General features: G+C 47.1%; 4 protein-coding genes and 1 pseudogene. All 5 read right to left on the bottom strand.

Translation table 11 applies throughout. The annotated features are described in order from the left end of the window. Positions 1-73: 73 nt before the first annotated feature. Entirely contained in the window at positions 74-517 is a 444-nt protein-coding gene (locus R5H20_RS10005) for a hypothetical protein (RefSeq protein ID WP_006640282.1), read from the bottom strand. A gap of 179 nt (positions 518-696) precedes the next feature. Then, positions 697-1,529, bottom strand: a pseudogene (locus R5H20_RS10000) (alpha/beta fold hydrolase). Between the two features lie 87 nt (positions 1,530-1,616). Continuing rightward, complete coding sequence (locus R5H20_RS09995; protein WP_040348809.1) at positions 1,617-2,987, bottom strand: MFS transporter; 1,371 nt, start codon at positions 2,985-2,987, stop codon at positions 1,617-1,619. Positions 2,988-3,206: 219 nt separating this feature from the next. Further along, complete coding sequence (locus R5H20_RS09990) at positions 3,207-7,052, bottom strand: non-ribosomal peptide synthetase (RefSeq protein ID WP_087962550.1); 3,846 nt, start codon at positions 7,050-7,052, stop codon at positions 3,207-3,209. Between the two features lie 7 nt (positions 7,053-7,059). Next, positions 7,060-17,877, bottom strand: a complete 10,818-nt coding sequence (locus tag R5H20_RS09985) for a non-ribosomal peptide synthetase (protein ID WP_088272945.1) — start codon at positions 17,875-17,877, stop codon at positions 7,060-7,062. Positions 17,878-17,881: the final 4 nt, after the last annotated feature.

Genomic DNA, 17,881 nt, shown 5'->3' with positions numbered 1-17,881 from the left:
ATGTATGCTGAAACTAATGGAGAAGAATGGAATATTTCCCCTCAGTCTTTGCCGAAGAGGGCGTTTGGAAGCATCATTGGATAGAATAGGTAAAATCATAATTGCTGGTTGTGCTGTAGTCCCCATCGTGTGACTTCAGTCTTAAATAAACTTTTTCACCTGGCTGAATCGCAGTTAAGTGAATGGAATCCGTTTTCCCGGGGCCATGATCTTCTGCCTGTACGACAACTGTTTTTTGCGAAGTCACATAGTGCGCTTCCAAATCGAAGTTTTTCCCGATTGGAGAAGTTAACGAAGCTGATAAATCATGCTTGTCTGCCGTTTTATTCTGCCAAAGAAACCAATCTTCATCTATGGCCGTCTGCAGTTTCCATTGATAATGATTCCCTGGGAGAACTTCCAGTGCCGACTCTTTATGATCAGCCAAACCAGTAATCGCGGAAGCAGATTGTGAGGTTGCGAGCATGCCTGATAAAACAGCGGCTATCGGCAAAAGCTTTACGAGCTTGAACTTCATAAACGTCACTCCCTGTCAAATATTGTTGTAAACCGGCCGGTTTCACAATCATAATATACCTTGTTTGGATGATGTTGTAAATAATACTTGTCTATTATTTACGAAATTTAAAATAAAATACACATTTTTCCTACTTTAATCTGAACATCATGATCTATCACTAATACGTCGTACTTCTTTTACAAATGTAAAAAACTAATGACTTTCTGGGAAACAGACTCAGCTCCCCTTCCAAGCCAGATTAAATGCCCTCAAGCATCAGCTTCGTACAGCTGTAATGAAGGGATATGCTCAGCGCAGGAAAGCATGATGATCCGGGATGAGGCGGTCATGCCTGCAATGCATAATCAAAACAGGACAAGTAATATTGTCCGATACTTCCTCAATATGCTTTATATCGAGCAGAAATCCGTATCCTGACCTGTCTGTTATTCATTTTCCTCATCTCTTCAATATCGCTCTCTTTCATTTTGACGAGCGCCTGGCCGGCAGGCTGCTGAAAGAAGACATCATATGTTTGAACATCCATTTCGGAAAACGGTTATTACAGGAAGATACCAGTTGCCATACTGCCTTTTCGACAGGCTGACGAAACAGTATTCTTCCTATCCTATACTCGGCATCTTTTGTCGTGAGCCACGTTTTGATTACCGCACTTTGCAAGACCAAGGATTCAACTCTATCGGGATATTTGGAGGCGAAATAAATTCCGCTCGGTCCGCCGGCCGACATCGCAAGCAGGTGCACTTTTTCTATTTTTAAATGGATCAAGCAATGTTGCATAATAATGGCATGCGAGGTCCAAAGATTCCCCGGCATCTTTAGACGTCCGTCCATAGCCGGGCCGCGAAGAAGTAATGGGCGAAAAACCGTTTTGATACAAGTCGTGATAGCCGAATTCTTCATTGCAATTGGAATGCCCCCCGTGCATGACAAGAATGGGCTTCCCCTCGCCTTCCATTTCAAGAAAATCGTTTTTTCTAATCATGAGTTGCCATCCTTTCGCGAGCATTTCTATATACGGTCTTTCGCTGATTGCGTTTCAATTGAATACAAAAAGCGGCCGGGACGCTCGATCCCAGCCGCACAACAGTTGAGCTTAACGCTTGATCCGTCTGTCAGCCAATACATACAGCAAGCCGCCGGCCACCGCTAAAAAAGTGAAAATATACAGCATATCACTGAATATAGCACCCTCGGGATTTTCCATTGCCGGAAGAAATGGCATGTCAAACGCACGGATCGACAGCAGGCCGCCGACAAATGCGATGCCAATCCCTTCAGATAAGAAGCAGGCAAAATTCAAGATTCCCATGCCCGCCCCGGCTTCCTCCTGTTTCAAGCATTGTGCGGTGCTGTTGGAAATCACCGTCTTGATAAACGAAAGACCGCAAAATGTGAACACAAGCAATCCGGTCATGATCCACGGCGCCCGATCGCCAAACTTTGAAGCAGCGAGAAAGCTTGCGGCAATGAATGAAAGACCGAGGAAAAAAACCGGACGATTGCCGATCCGATCCGTCAATGTACCGCTTAATACACCGAAAAGGATGACGCCCATCGTACCGGGAAAGATAATTCCACCGCCAATCATGCCGGCACTCATATGATACACAGTCCTCATCATATAAGGGACCATGGAGATAAATCCGGCGACAGTTCCCAATAACACGCATCCGGACAGAACAACAATGACAAACTTTCGATTTCTCAATAAAGACGGTTCGATAAAAGGATGTTTCACTCGGCGGATGTGTAGTGCGAATCCGCTCACCGCCACGAAGCCCGCTGTCATATAAAGGATGTGGTATTCCGTGGTAAACAGCGCAAACATCACGATGGCAAACGAAAGCAAACAGATCCCAAAAACATCGATATTACGTATCAAGACAGTCTCATCGACAAGCCTTTTGGAAAAGTAAGGAGCCGATAAAAGCGCCGCCATCGGAAGAAGAAAAAGAAAGGACCAATGGATCTCATGCACGATCATTCCGCCAATCGCCGGACCTATTCCTTCCCCCGCCGCCACTATTGAGCCAACGATTCCAAACGCTTTCCCGCGGTCTTCCGGCCGAATGTGGCGCGTGATCATGACCATGATAAGCGCCGGTACAGCCGATGCGCCTGCTCCTTGAACAAAACGCGCGAGAATGACGGCCGGAAAAAAGGCGTGTGCAAGGAGCCCCAGCAGAGAGCCGCCTCCATATATGAACAAACCGATGACCAGCGGTCTTTTCAAACCATACATATCAGAAATCCTGCTGTAAACCATCGATCCGACGGCAAAAGAAATGATAAAGCCGGTATTCACCCAGCTGGCCGCTGACGGCTGCACGCCGAAATCTTTTGCAATATCAGGCAATGCGACATTAAACACGGTTTCGTTCATAACGCTGAAGAATGCGACAAAGCTAAGCCACCAAAATGCTTTCTTCTGCTGATGAGCAGTTTGTTCCGTCTCTGAGTTCAAATGCTTTTCTACCAAAATGATACCCCCACATTATAGGGGAATCACGCAGTTTATAGGGCAGATGATGCGCTTCCCCCCTTAATGTTCACCCTGATTGTTTTTCCGCACTTCATAAAAACGCCTCCTTATGTATGATGTCTCTTATTATATAACAAAATGAAATATTGACAAATAAAAGAAAAACGGACAGATCGATCGCGTCTGTCCGGCCGGTATCAGTTATCGTTTGTGCTGCAGCACTGTTTTATCTAAAGTGATCTCGTCTAAAATCCCAAGTATAATGGCAGCATTCTTTTCAGCATATGCGCCTTCCAGCATGTCTTTGTGCGCGCCATATCCGGTGTATTCGGTATAGCCTCTCTCCGCAGCGCCTTTCCATTTCTGCAATTCTTTATGTCTCGTGTTTTCAGCATGAATACCGGCTTCAATGAAATGAATGTTTGCCTTGATGCCGCCTTCATTTATTAACTGAGCCCAATATTCCTGATAGCATCTTTTTTTCTGTATCACTGTTTCTCTGACTGCTTCAGGAAGGTATACTGCAGATTCGTCACTTTCGGTATCAACAGGTAAAGGCTGTTGCTTTGGATAAGCGTCTATGATAATCAAATCGCTGACTTCCAATCCTCTGCGCTCCATAGCTTGCACCACTTCAAAAGCTAAGTTTCCGCCTGCGGAGTACCCTAATAGAACGTACGGGCCTTCAGGCTGTCTGTCAATGATGCAATTCACATATTGTTCAATGCGGCTGTCATCCTCGATAAAATGAAATCCGTATACGGCTGCTTTCAGATTCAGCTGTAATGCAAGGTCTTTAAAATACATGCCGAAGCCTGAAATCGGCGGGAAGCAAAAAAGGTGATGTCCGCCTGGCTGATTCAGTTTGATTACCGGCTGTTTGTCTGCCGCTTTGAGCTGTTTGGAATAAAGTGTTTCAGCGAGCTGGGCGATTGTCGGATTTTCGAATAGAAAGTCGATCGGTATGTCGATATCCTGCTGGTGTTTCAGCGTGTGAATGACCTGCAGCGCTTTTAATGAATGTCCGCCAAGGGCGAAGAAGTCGTCATAGATTCCGATCGTTTTGATACCGAGAACACTTTTCCAAATTTGTGCGAGCTCCTGCTCGACCCAGTTTCTTGGCGGTGTGATATCCTCACGCTTTTCGAGCTCGTTTTCTGGGACGGGAAGTGCGCTGCGGTCTATTTTTCCGTTTCCGGTGAGCGGCATACGGCCAATCCGTACCCAGTGCTGAGGTACCATATAGTCTGGAAGCACACGTGCCAAATTAGTGCGAATGCTTTTTTCGGTTCTGCTCTGATCGCTGACGTAATGTGTGTACAGTTGCGCCTCTCCGTCTTTTTCTATCAACGTAACTGCCGCTTCCCGCACGCCCTCAATCTCTAACAGCCGCGCTTCAATTTCCGCGGGTTCAATTCGTTTTCCGCGGATTTTCATCTGCCTGTCAATACGGCTGATATATTCTAAGTTCCCGTCGGGCAGCCAACGTGCCAAATCACCGGTGCGGTATATTTTTTCTCCAGGTACAAAAGGATGAGGACAGAAAACGGCATTTGTTAAGTCTTTTTTGTTCAAATAGCCGGCTGCCACTCCGTCACCGCCGACACAAAGCTCGCCGGGAACGCCCGTCGGCAAAAGACGTCCTTTTGCATCTAAGATGAAAGCGGTGCTGTTGCTGATCGGTTTCCCGATCGGAATCGGCGCTGCATAGTCTCTTTTTATTTCAAAAAAGGTTGAGAATGTCGTGTTTTCCGTAGGTCCGTAAATGTTATAAAGTGAAAGTTCCGGGCACGCATGTCTGACAGCATTTATAAGGGCAGGCGACAGCGCTTCCCCTCCGACATATAACGTATGAAGCCCGCGGAACATGTCTGCTTGAGCTTGGGCGAGCTGATTAAAAAGAGCGGTAGTTAAAAACAGGACTGTTATGTTGTTCTCAAGCAAATAGGCTCCGAAACGATGAGGTGTCAGCATTGTCGATTTGTCAATGATATGAAGGGCTGCGCCCTTTAAAAGCGCCCCGAACATTTCAAAGGTGACGGCGTCAAAGCTGATGGACCCCGTCATGATCAACCGGTCATGCACAGAAGCCGAGGTGTAATTGCTGTTGCATACAAGGGATACAACATTGCGGTTCGTGATCATGACGCCTTTCGGCCGGCCTGTCGAGCCTGAGGTATACATGATGTATGCAAGATCACCTGGGCTCGACGCGATGCTGAGCGTTTCTTTGTTTTCTTTAATAGCCGCCTTTGCATCCGCAGTAATCATTGCCCCCTGGAACGCTGCAAAGGGCACCAGCCCTTTTTGAACAATCAGCATTGCGGCGTTTGTTTCTTCAAGCATATAGCTGATCCGTTCAGGCGGAAGTTCGGCGTCTAAAGGGAGGTACGCTCCGCCTGCTTTTAAAACAGCAAGCACACTGATGATGAATTCAGGTGAATGAGCAGCTCGTATTCCGGCTATTGCATTTCGGCGAAGTCCGTTTTTATACAATTCATTGGCCAGTGCGTCCGATTTTTTATCAAGATCCCGGTACGATATGGACATATTCCCATAAACGACAGCTGTTTGGTCTGGTGTTTTTTTCGCCTGCTCGCGGAACAATTCTATAATTGTTTTATTCTTTGGATAGTCCGTTTTTGTATCGTTAAATTGTGTGACTATCATTTCTTTCTCTGTCGGATCAAGAAATGAAAAATCTGCAACAGGACAATCAGAATGATCTGCAGCCGTAGTTAACGCTTGAGTAAGCTGCCTCTTGATGCAGCTGATCCAGGAGACGTCGTAAACATACGCATTATAGCTGAACTTGATGACGAGTTCGTCACCGGGAGCAACGACAAGATTAAAATTGTACCCTGATTGCTCGGACACTTTTACTTCATCGATTTGCAAAGATGCATCGATATGATCGGCTGAATCAGCAATTTTTTGCTGCAGCGGATAGTTTTCAAAGATGATAATGTGATCTATTAGCTCCTGTTTTAAAGCAGTGCTTCCCTGAATTTCGAATAATGGATGATAAGTAAATGGTTCAGCATCCAGCATATCTTTCTGACAGCGTTTGAGCAGCTCAGCAAACGTTTCTTCTCTATCTGTTTTGACGCGAATCGGAATGGTATTGATAAACAATCCGATCATTGACTCGACATCGGGTATTTCCGAAGGCCTGCCTGAAACAACGGCGCCAAAAACAACATCATCTGTGCGGTTGTATTGCTGGAGCATGACGCCCCAGACCGTCTGAATCAGGGTGGCAAGGGTGACGCCGTGCTGTTTGGCAGTCTCTTTCAGCTTGTCCGTCAGTTGTTTATTTAAAGTGAATGTCAATTCTTCACGGCAATACCCTTCTTTTGTTTCTTTATCAGCGACACGTGGCAGCGGTGATGGAGTGCTGTAGTTCTTTAAATAGGAATCCCAGTACTCCGCCGCTGTTTCTTTGTCTTGTTTTATCAGCCAGGAAATATAGGTGCTGTACGGGCGGACAGGCTCTAAAGAAAGTGGTTTTCCTGCACGGATAGATTGATAAATTTGCATAAATTCCTGCAGAATGATTCCGAGACACCAGCCGTCCATTAAGATGTGATGGTGGCTCCAGACACAGGCATGCTCATGTTCAGCTGTTTTTAACAGAGAAATCCGCATCAGCATGTCTTTTTGCAAATCAAAGCCTTTTTGCTTGTCTGCTTCCTTAAACCGTTCAATATACTTTTTCTGATCGTTAGTTTGCTGATGGGAAATATCTTCTGTGTACAAATGGAAACTCCGCTCAGCCATCACGACTTGCCGGGGTCCCGTCAAATTCGGGACGTGCGGCAAAAATACGGTTCTAAAGATATCATGGCGGTCGATGATGACTTGGATGCTGCGCTGAAACCAGTCATAGCTGAGGCTTCCTTTTATGGTGAAGAGCGACTGCTCAACATACGCCCCCTCCTTTTCACGCAGGAAGGAGTGGAACAGCATCCCCTCCTGCATATGACTCAGCGGATAAATATTCTTGATTTTTTTCGTTTTATCCATAGTGTCTGCACCTTTCTTCACAGATTCATTAGTGAAAACTGAGCATATCGGAAATCTCTTGCAGTGCGGTCTCGGTTAGTTCATGATCATCAAAATCGCTGATGGTCTTTTCTGTTTCTGTTTTGTTCTGACAATGGCTGATCAGCTTTAATAAGTATTGATGGCAATTGTCGCAAAGGTGTGCGATCGTTTTTCGCTGAAAGCGGGCTGCGTCAAAATTCATGTTCATTGTCATTTTTCCTTCTGCCGCGATCGCGCTGATATCCAGCGATTGTTCGCGGTTCCATGTGGTGCTGATATCTTCTCCGGCACCGACAGGAGAAAACGAGAATGCATCCTCTTCAGGCGTTTCACTTGGACTGCCGCTTTCAAATTGACCGAGATAATTGAAGCTGATTTCTGGTGCGCCGGTGAAGTGGATGTCTGATTTGTCAGGCGGTGTCAAATACTTTAGTACACCGTAGCCGAATCCTTTGTCTGGCACCCGTCTTAGTGTATCCTTAGCTGTCTTTAACACATGAACCATGTTTTCTTCCGGATCGGGTAAGATTGAGCTTAGTTTAACGAATAACGGATAAATGGCAGTAAACCATCCAACTGTGCGGCTGACGTCAATGCCGTCTAACACATCCTCGCGCCCGTGGCTTTCCAATGACAGTTTGACGGTGGATTGTTTCGTCCAATCCTGTAAAGCAAGAATAACAGAAGCAATCAAGACATCTTGAGTATCCGTGTTATATGCGCTGTTAACACCTTTTAAAAGCGCCTCCGTTTCTTCTTCATTCAACGAGAATGAAACGTTGTCCCGTTTTCTCTCGTTTGCCGCTGGAGCGTCTGTTTGATCATATGGCAGCGCTCCGGCTTGGTATTCTTCAGCTTCACGCCAATAATCGATCTGTTTCATGAGCTGGCGGCTTTTGGCATAGTCAGTGAGTTTTTCTGTGTATGCTTGAAACGAACTTGTTTTAGGCGGCAGCTGGATTTCTTCCCGGTTGACAGCTTGGCGATATGCTGATGCCAAATCTTCAAGCAGGACGCGCCACGAGATGCCGTCAACAATGAAGTGATGAACCGATAGGAACAAGAAATCACCGTCAGCCGTTCGGAAAAGTCCGGCCTGCAGCAGCGGTCCATTCTCCAAATCCATCTTCTGCTGAATGTCGCGCACATGGCGTTTTATGATAGGTTCGTACCATGCATTGTCGTCGTGCGAACCAGCATTTTCTTCTTTTAGATTGATAATCTGAAGGTTGTATAGCGCATCGGCTGTAAGACTGGTCGGCCGATTATATTGAATCTGCTTTCCTTGATCGTCCTCTGTGAACACCATCCGTAATGCATCATGGTGAATTGTTATTGCTTTTAAGGTTTTGCGCAGCGCATCTTCCTGAATAGGGGTTCTCCGGTGAAGCATCACAGACTGATTAAAATGGTGTTTTTCTTTAATATCTTGAGAAAGGAACCATTTCTGAACAGGCGACCACTGCACTTCTCCCGCAATCGGAGCTTGGCTGGAGCTTGTGTCGGAATCGCGGATATAAGCTGCCAGTTCTTTAATGGTCGGATGACTGAACAAATCTTTAACCGCCATTTGTTTACCGATCCGATGCAGCCGCGCTGACACCTGCAGCGCTTTAATCGAATCTCCTCCAAGCTCGAAGAACGAATCATCTGTTCCGATTTTTTCCGCCCCAAGCACTTCACTCCATATATTTGCCAGTGTTTGTTCCATCCCGCTGTTTGGCGCCTGGAATGTACGCTCTGCTTCTTCCTTGAATGCCGGGCTTGGAAGCGCTCGGCGATCCAGCTTGCCATTCGGTGATAATGGCATGGAGTCCAGCTTTTGAATAAATACAGGGATCATATATAAAGGCAGCTTGCTTTTCAATACGGCAAGTATCGTATCTGTGTTTAGCTTTGGTTCTGCTACAAGGTAAGCGCATAAGTCGGTTTGTCCGGACGCTGTTTCATGAGCGAGCACGACTGCCTCTTTTACTCCGTCTATCCGGCGGATGACCGATTCAATTTCTTTTGTTTCTACACGATGCCCTCTAATCTTGACCTGATCGTCAATTCGTCCCAGATATTCGATTGTTCCGTCTGCCATCCACCTGGCAGCATCTCCCGTTCGGTACATCCGTTTTTCAGGCTGAAATGGGTGCTGAACGAATGATCTGGTTGTCATCTCTGGATTGTTGACATACCCTCTTGCCAGCCCTGTTCCCGCTACGCAAAGCTCTCCGGCAACACCGATTGGCTGAAGCTGATTTCCGTTTAAAATCAGGACTTGGGTATGATCGATCGGCCGCCCGATACTTACGTTTTGCATCTGTTCCATATGTCTCATGACGGTCGTTGCCACACTGTTTTCTGTCGGTCCGTATTCGTTGGCTAGTTCGATGTGCGGGCATACGGACAAGCTGTGCTCAATTAATTCCCGGTCGGCCGCTTCTCCGGCAAGAGTGACCACTCTAAGCGTCTTTGCATCTTCCGGCTGCAATACGTCTAAAAGCGCTCTATATAATACCGGGACGATAATCATATGGGTTACCCGATGATGAGACAGATCATGCTTAATGGCGAGAATATCCTTTGCTTCGTCTTCATTAGGCAGTATCGTTTTTGCGCCAGATAAAAGCGGTGTGAACGTGCTTGTCAGAAAGCCGTCAAATGAGAAAGAAAAGAGCTGCAGGATTGTGTCTGTCTCATCTAAAGCATAAGCGTTCCGCCGCCACTGAAGAGTGTTGGCAATGCTTTTATGCTCGACCATCACCCCTTTTGGACGGCCTGTCGTTCCCGACGTATAAATGATATAAGCCAAATGCTGAGCATTCGATACTTGCGGCAGCGGTGATTTGTCGTATGCCTCCGCATACTCCATAGTCAAAATCTCTCCTTCAAAATCAGCAGGTGCTTCCCAATCGATTGCATTTAATGTGATGAGCAGTTTTGTTCGGCTGTCGTTAAGAATATAGTGTTTCCGTTCCGCCGGGTATGCCGGATCAACTGGGACGTAACAGCCGCCTGCTTTCCAAACACCAAGGATAGCGGCGATCATGCCGAATGAACGAGGCATCATGATTCCTACCGGTGTGTCCGGTTTAACCCCCCGGCCGCGCAGCGTTCGTGCAATCCCATTAGACCATTCATCCAATTCTTGATATGTCAGTATTTTTTCTCCGCTGACAAGTGCTGGCGCTTTCGGTGTTCGTGCTGCTTGTTTTGCAAACAATTTATCGATGGTGTGTTCTTCATTTTTATTTGTTTGTCCGCTGTTAAACTGAATCAGCAGCTTATTCCGCTCTTCTTGAGTCAAAATGTCGATATGGTTAAGAGCAGTTTCCGGATTTTTGACGATATCAGCCAATAAATTTGTCAGATGGGATGCCCAGCGTTCTATTGTTGCTTTTTTAAAAAGTGCAGTTGAATATTCGAATTGTAAGTGGATTTGCTTGTCACCCTCAGACGCTTGCAATGTGATATCGAATTTAGAAACATGATGAGAAACTTCTGCCGGCTTCATCTCCAGATCATTGATATGCAACGGCTGGTGCTCATTATTTTGAACGACTAACATCGCATCAAACAGCGGATTTCGGCTCGTATCCCGCGGCACGCCGAGCTGATCGACCAGCTCTTCGAACGGATAATCCTGGTGCTCATAGGCTTCCAATGCGGTTTCACGCACTTCCTGCAAATATTGCGCGAATGGTTTCCCGCCCTCCGGGCGCGTCCGAAGCGCCAATGTATTGACGAACATCCCAAGTACGGGCTCAAGATCTTTGTGAGGACGTCCGGCAATCGGCGACCCGACGATGATGTCTTCCTGTCCGCTCAAACGCGACAACAACGCTGTGTAAGCCGCAAGGAGCACCATGTACAGGGTGCTTCCGTTCTCACGTGCGAGCTGGTGAAGGCCGGATGTGAGCTTTTCATCAAGCGTAAATGCAACCTGATCACCCGCGAAGCTTCGCACCGGCGGGCGGGTATGATCAGCCGGCAGATCCAGCACAGGCAGCTCGCCTTCGAGCTGCTTCAGCCAGTACGCTTCCTGCTTCTTGTACGTGTCTCCTTTTTTAAACTTCTCCTGCCATACGGCGTAGTCTTTGTATTGAATGTGAAGCGCCGGAAGGGTCCGGTTGTTGTAAAGCTCGCCGAATTCCCGAATCAGAATGTTGACGGAAACACCGTCTGAAATAATGTGATGCATATCAACCAGCAACAGGTGCCGCTCATCTGATACCTTTACGATTTGGGCACGGAACAGAGGGGCTTGGCTGAGATCAAACGGCTGAATAAACGCGGATGCGGCTTCTTGTTCGGTTTGTTCGCCGAGGGCTGCTGTCTGTAATGTAAATGACACTTCGTCATGGATGCGCTGTAACGGCTCGCCGCCTGCGTCCTGTTCAAAGGATGTCCGAAGCGACTCATGGCGCTTGATCAGCTGTTTGAATACTGTCTCCAGCCTTTCAAGATCAAGCTTCCCTTCCAGCTCCAACACGGCCGGCATATTGTAGCCTGTGCCTCCGTCCTCCAGCTGCTGAAGGACATACATCCGCTTTTGGGCTGAAGACACCGGGTAGGTTTCGCGTTTTTCAGCCGGCTTCATCGCTTCGTACGGACTGTCCGTTCCTTCACGGATGACAGTAGCGAGCCCTTCCACTGTCGGATGGGCAAACACATCCTTTAGCGCCACCTGTACGCTGAATTCCTTGGCGATCCGGGAGACAAGCGCCGTCGCTTTTAAGGAATGGCCGCCCCGATCAAAAAAGTTGTCGTGAATCCCGACAGGGCCGCTTTTCAGCACGTCCTCCCACAGCTGGGCAAGCTTCATTTCCGTCAGATTTCTTGGCGCTGTGTAGGTTTCCTGATCTGCCGCTCCGTCAGGAGCGGGCAGGGCGTTTCGGTCAAGCTTTCCGCTCGGCGTAACCGGCCATTTTTCCATCTCAATGATATGAGCGGGAATCATGTAGCCCGGCAGAAGTCTCTCAAGCCGCGCCCGTACTTCGTTTTTTCCGAGCCCTTCCGCATACGCGCATAATTCCGCCTCACCGCCGTCTGTCCGTACGGTTACGGCCGCTTCCCTGATGCCTTCTATGCCTCTTAGCGCCGCTTCAATTTCTCCCGGTTCAATCCGGTAGCCGCGGATTTTCACCTGATCATCCGTGCGGCCGAGAAATTCAATATGTCCGTCAGGAAGCCAGCGCGCCAAATCCCCGGTTTTGTACATGCGTTCACCCGGGTAAAACGGATCAGCGAGAAAACGCTCTTCTGTTAATTCCGGGCGATTCAAGTAGCCTCTGGCGACGCCCGCTCCAGCGATGTACAGTTCTCCGATGCATCCGGCAGGCAGCATTCGCTGCCTTTGATTCAAAATGTACAGTCTGACTTGATGAACAGGTTTCCCAATTGGTATTCGGTCAAGCTTTTCATGCCGCGGACAATCAAAGAATGCCGCTTCGACAGTTGCTTCTGTAGGCCCATAGGAATTCGTCAATTCCACATCAGGAAGTAATTTGCAAAATCGGGAGACGAGATGTGCCCCCAGCTGTTCGCCTCCGGAAAACACCCTTTTGAGCCCGTTTGTATTGATTGGTACAAGGCGATATTTTAAATGTTCTAAAAACGCATGAAGCATAGAAGGCACAAAATGCATAGCTGTGACCCGCTGTTCCTCTATGGCCTTCACTATCATTTCCGGTTCTTTTTCGCCTCCGTGAGGAAGCAGATAAACGGCTGCACCGGCATTTGGCCACCAAAACAGTTCCCAAATTGAAGCGTCGAATGAATAAGATGTTTTATGCAAAATGACATCCGATTTATTCAGCTGATAGCGGGACTGAAGGGAATTCAAAAAATTGACCGCAGATTGATGTTCAACTTCTACACCCTTAGGTCTGCCGGTAGAACCGGATGTATAGATGACATAAGCTAAAGAATCAGGGAGAACATCCACATTCGGATTGGACAGACGATGTTTCGGCCGGCTGTTTGACTGATTGAGATATACGATTTCTCCGGCAAATCCCGGAATCGGCGGATTGACGGATTGAAGAAGGAGAATATCCGTCCCGCTGTCCTTCAGCAAATAGCGGATTCGTTCTTCCGGATAGTCAGGGTCAATAGGCAGATAAGCACCGCCTGCTTTAAGAATGGCATAAATCCCGATCAGCATTTCAGGGGAGCGCCTTCCCATAATGGCTATGGTCTTTTCGGTTTTAACTCCGCGTTCGATCAGCTCCCATGCCATCCAGTTAGCCTGTTCATTCAATTCTTTATAGGTCATCACTCCGTCTTCAGAGATAACAGCGGGCTGATCAGGTGTTTTTACGGCTTGCTGTTCGAGTGCATGATGTAGAGTCTGATTTATCGGATAGCCCGTCTTCTGAAGCGGGTGGAATGATTCTATAACAGATCTTTCTTCTTCAGTTGTTAAGATCGGAATCTCGTCCAATTCCGTTTCAGGGCTCGAAACTGTGTTTTTCACGAGTGTTGTGAAAAGGCGGGTCCATCTTTGGATGGTTTCTTTTTCAAACAAAGCGGTACTGTATTCAAATTGACAAAAAAGCTCAGCTTCGTGTTCCGTAATATAGAGGGAAATATCGAATTTTGATATCGGATGCTGCAACTCTTGCCAGTGAAGCTGTATATCATTCATTTTGAGCGCTTGCTGTTCCATATTCTGCAGCACTAGTGTTGTGTCAAACAATGGGTTTCTGCTCATTTCGCGATGCACACCGAGTTTATCCACCAGCTCTTCAAACGGATAATCTTGGTGCTCATACGCTTCCAGCGCCGTCTGTCTGACTTCCTGCAGAAAATCGGCAAATGTTTTATTTCCGGCTGGGCGCGTCCGAAGGGCCAATGTGTTGACGAACATGCCAAGGACTGATTCAAGATCGGCATGCGGGCGCCCGGCAATAGGCGAGCCGATTACAATGTCTTCCTGACCGCATAGGCGAGACAAAAAAGTTGAATACAATGCTACAAGCGTCATATAAAGCGTGCTGCCGTTTTTACGGGCGAGCTGCTTCACACGGGCAGTGATCTCTTTACTGATCTGAAACGAAATTTTTCCGCCGGAAAAATCACGTTCAGCAGGACGGCGCTGATCCGTCGGCAGCTCAAGCACCGGGAGCTCTCCGCTAAACTGCTTCAGCCAGTATGTCTCCTGCTTTTGATACGTGTCTCCATTTTTGAATGTCTGCTGCCAAACGGCGTAATCTTTATATTGGATCCGCACCGGTTTCAGCTTCCGGTTTGCATACAGTTCGGTGAATTCGCGGATGAAAAGCTGAACGGATACACCATCTGAAATAATATGATGCATATCCACCAGCAGTAAATGCTTCTCGTTCCCCACTCTTACAAGGCCTGCTCTGAATAAAGGCGCTTGGCTGAGGTCAAACGGACGAACAAATCCATCCGCTGATGTTTCTTCACTTAGCGTAAACGGCACCTCGCTGTGAATATGCTGCACCGGCTCGCCGTCTGCTCCGGGCACAAAGGAAGTGCGAAGCGATTCATGTCTGCTGATTAAGTCTTTGAATACAGCAGACAGTTTTTCGCGATCCAACTTCCCTTCCAATTCTAAGACAGCCGGCATGTTGTAGCCGACACCTCCATCATCCAGCTGCTGAAGCACGTACATCCGCTTTTGAGCTGAAGAGACAGGATACGTCTGCCGCTCTTCTGCAGGTTCAATCGCCGCATACGGATTTATCTCTCCCTCTCCAATGATTCCAGCCAATTCTTCCACCGTCGGATGAGCGAAGATGTCCTTCAGCGGCAGTTGAACTTGAAATTCCTTGGCAATCCGCGACATAAGGACTGTTGCTTTTAACGAGTGGCCGCCCCGGTCAAAAAAGTTGTCTTGGATGCCTACAGGACCGTTTTTCAGCACATCTTCGAAAACCTGTGAAAGCTTTACTTCTAACAGATTACGAGGGGCTGTATATTGTTTTTCACTGATTGAAGCATCCGGTTCTGGAAGAGCTGATTGATCAACTTTTCCGTTCGGAGTCAGCGGCATGTTGTCAACCCATACCCATTTTGCCGGAATCATGTATTCTGGGAGCTCACTAGCCATGCAGCGGCGTAGTTCTGAAGAATCCAGCCTGTGTAAACTGCAATAGTAAGCACATAATTCATGTTCTCCGCTTTGGTTTTGCCGAACGAGAACAGCAGCTTCTTTTATGTCCGGATGATTTATGAGCGTGATCTCAATTTCTTGCGGCTCGATTCGATAACCTCTGATTTTCACTTGATTGTCCGCCCGTCCGATATATTCAATCGTGCCGTCATCAAGAAGTTTTGCTAAATCCCCCGTTCGGTACATGACGGCTCCAGGCCTGAAAGGATCGGGTGAAAATTTGTCGCGTGTCAGCTGATCATGATTGACATATCCTCTGGCAACACTCGCACCAGAAATATAAAGTTCACCTGATACGCCATACGGCTGCAGCTGTTTGTGCTGATTTAAAATATACATGCGGGTGCTGCCAATCGGTTTGCCGATCGGAGGCAGTTCAGGTATTAGGTCTCCCGGATGAATGGTGTACGCTGATACCACATGTGTTTCTGACGGTCCGTAATGGTTGTGTACATGCATGCTGCGTTTGCGGAAAACGTCCTGAAAAATATTAGAAACGACTAATTGCTCTCCGGCTGTAATCAGGTGTTTCACGCTGTGAGGAAACGCGTTCGCCAATTCCCGCTCGCTGAACATCATTTTGATAAACGCTGTTGGGAGAAATACAATCTCCGTTTGATGCTCAGTTATAAATGCAAATAACTGCGGCACGTCTCTTTTTATTGATTCAGGCACAATGTGAAGTGTGCCGCCTTGAAGCAGTGTTGAAAATATCTCTTGATAACAGACGTCAAAGGCAGGCGTCGCAAATTGAAGGACATCCGTTTCAAAGTCAATGCCCGAGTGAGTAAATTCGAATTGCAGCAGGTGAGCCATGTTTCGATGTTCAAATTGAACGCCCTTTGGTTTTCCTGTTGTGCCGGATGTATAAATCAAATACAGCAGATCTTCCGCTTTGTTGACCGGCTTCACATTGCTGCCGTCTTCTTCATTTTCAATCTCTTCTATATCGGTTATAAGGTAATCGTTTTCTAGCAATTCGGAATGATGCGCTTGTGACAACACATGTGAGCAGCCGCAGTCATTTAGAATAAAACGGATTCTGTCAGGCGGATAATGGGGATCAATCGGAACAATGGCTCCCCCTGCCTTCAAGATACCGAGAACACCGATGATAAGCGCTGTTGAACGATCCACTACGAGAGCAACAGGCTCCTGCCTTGTAACGCCTTTCCCCCGCAAATGCCGCGCCAATCTGTTGGCTGATTCGTTTAGTTCTCTGTATGTCAGTGAATGAGCTTGATCAATCACAGCCCGCACATCAGGTGTCTTGTCCGCCTGTTTTTCAAACATGGCATGGATGGTTTCAGAAACCGGTGTTCGATCTTCAATTTTCCCGATCAGCCGGCGCTTTTCGCCGTCTGTGATGATATCGATCTCAGCTGGTGAGAGATTCGGATTGTCTAAAATTTGTAAAACAGTGTTCAGGAGATGCTCCTTGACAGAAAGCACAAAAGATCGGTCATGCTGCTCTGCATCATAGCTCATTTTGATATGGATTTCTTCCCCCGGCGCTACCATAAGATAAAAGCTGTAATTGGTTTCATCCGCTACTGTGAAGTTATGAATCTGAAAAAGATCCGAAGCATCCGCCTGACTGTTCAGCATATGAATCTCTTGCTGCACCGGATAGTTTTCGAATACAAGAATGTGGTCGATCAATCCCTGCTTGACCGCAGAACGGGCTTGTATCTCATATAAAGGGTGGTAGCTGTATTTTTCTGCGGCAAGACGATCTTTTTGCATGTTTTTTATGAGCCTGAAAAACGGCGTGTCTGCGCCATGCACCCGAACCGGGATCGTATTGATGAAAAGGCCGACCATCTGTTCAATTCCTTGGATTTCAGCAGGTCTTCCTGAAATGACAGAACCGAACACGGCGTCATCGCTATTATTATATTTTTGAAGCAACATTCCCCAAATGGTATGAAAAATCGTACTGAGCGTGACTTCTTCTCTCGCAGCAAGCTCTGACAGCCTCCTGCTGTCTTCTTTTGAGAATGAGAATGTCACCTGCTCCTGCCTGCTTCTGCCTGTCGTTTTTTTCTGCTTCGGGAGCAAGGTTTGCTGCTCATAGCCAGATAAATAATGTTCCCAATAAGAAACAGCCTGCACTTTGTCCTGATCCATCAGCCAATTGATATACGATCCGTATGGCTGGACTGGCTCCAATGATAAAGGGGCGTTTTTTATATAAGCTGCGTAGATTTGGAGAAATTCCTTTAGTACAATGCTGAGGCACCAGCCGTCCATCACGATGTGGTGAAAGGTCCAGATACAAGTATATTGCCGCGTTCCGGTGCGAATAAGGGTGATGCGCATGAGCATATCTTTTTGCAGATGAAACCCTTTAGCACGTTCTTTTTCTTTTATTTGTTCGATAAATGCTGTTTGGTCCGCTTCATCTAAATCAGTAATATCCTCCTCCAGTATGCTGACAGTCCGTTCTCTCAGGACCACCTGCTGGGGAGTTGAAACGTTTTGGCTGATGAAAATCGTTCTGAAAATGTCGTGTCTTGCCACTAAAGCATTTATGCTATTTTGGAAAAACTGCGAGTTGACTTCTCCTTCTATTGTAAAAGCGGCTTGCTCAACATATGCCCGTGAATCTTTTTGCAGGAGGGAATGAAACAGCATCCCTTCCTGCATGTAAGACAGCGGATAAATATCCTGAATTGAATTCGCTTTTGTCATATTC

The sequence above is a fragment of the Bacillus sp. KICET-3 genome (genome assembly GCF_033261025.1).
In the GTDB taxonomy this organism is placed as follows: domain Bacteria; phylum Bacillota; class Bacilli; order Bacillales; family Bacillaceae; genus Bacillus; species Bacillus sonorensis.
The sequence above is the reverse complement of the archived record's forward strand: the minus strand, read 5'-3'. Positions and strand labels throughout refer to the sequence as shown.